Annotated in this window: 2 protein-coding genes; both read right to left on the bottom strand. The window is 56.7% G+C overall.

What is annotated here, in order from left to right; genetic code table 11:
• A partial coding sequence (locus tag J1C54_RS16320) for an EpsG family protein (protein ID WP_229150022.1) occupies positions 1-247 on the bottom strand: 247 nt, incomplete at its 3' end.
• Between the two features lie 164 nt (positions 248-411).
• Positions 412-1,016: asparagine synthetase B (locus tag J1C54_RS16315; protein WP_229150019.1), on the bottom strand; the 605-nt coding region annotated here is incomplete at its 5' end.

Raw genomic sequence — 1,016 nt, 5'->3', positions numbered from 1 at the left:
GTAGCGCCAGCCATGGCAGGGGTTGGCGACGAGAAAAAGACATCACACCAATCATAAGGATGGCGCCGCAGATCAGGTTCACCCAATAAATGGGACCGTCAAACTGGGCGACAAGCCAGTTAACCAGGATGTAACCAGGGTCTGTGCTATTGAGCACCTCTACCAGCGACAGTGAACTGGCCCGTTCCAGATAGAGAAGATAGGCCCACCAATCGCCACCCACCCGATGACGCAGGCCAATCGCCATGGCAAACAACACCCCAGCCAACCACCACATGGGCGTGCTGGATGCGGGCCTCAACCGCCTTGAAAAAAGCAGTCCAACAGTGGGAATCAAAAACAGAATCCAGTAAGGCAGCATAAATTCCAAAAAATGTTAAACACCGCTAATGCGGATCAGATAAATAAAACTCAGGCCAGTCGAGGTCGCCAGCGGCGCTGCCAGGCCAGCAACTGCAACACCGTCCAAAGCTGCTGGGCATGATGGCCCTGACCCTTCAGATGAGTCCGCCACAGCTGCTGCACTCGGCGAGCATCCAGCATTGGCATCTGGTTCAGGCTTGCAGTGGAAAGCAGCTCCTCAGCCCAGTCGCGCAGCGGGCCGCGCAGCCAGGCATCCAGCGGTACAGCAAAGCCCATCTTGGGGCGATCAATCAATTCGCGTGGCACATGCCGGTAAAGCAGTTGGCGTAATACCCACTTACCCTGCCCGTTGTTAAGTCTGGTTTCCACCGGAATGCGCCAGGCGGCGTGAAACACCTGCGGATCAAGGAACGGCACCCGCACTTCGAGGCTACTGGCCATGCTGGCCCGGTCAACCTTCACCAGCACGTCATCAACCAAGTAATGAAGAGTATCCATCAGCAACATCCACTCGACGCTGTTGAAACCCTGTAAAGCCGGAAACAGTGCGTCCGGGGATTTGCCCTTTCCCGAACCTTGCAGCAGGCTTGCAGGCTCACGGTTCATCGACGCGACGCCCGCGAACAGTGCCTGCTGGTCAGTACTCTCCAGCA

Origin of the sequence: Alcanivorax sp. 1008 (assembly GCF_020667895.1) — a bacterium.
In the GTDB taxonomy this organism is placed as follows: Bacteria; Pseudomonadota; Gammaproteobacteria; order Pseudomonadales; family Alcanivoracaceae; genus PGZG01.
Note: the sequence above shows the minus strand (reverse complement) of the source record. Positions and strands in the feature narration are given on the sequence as shown.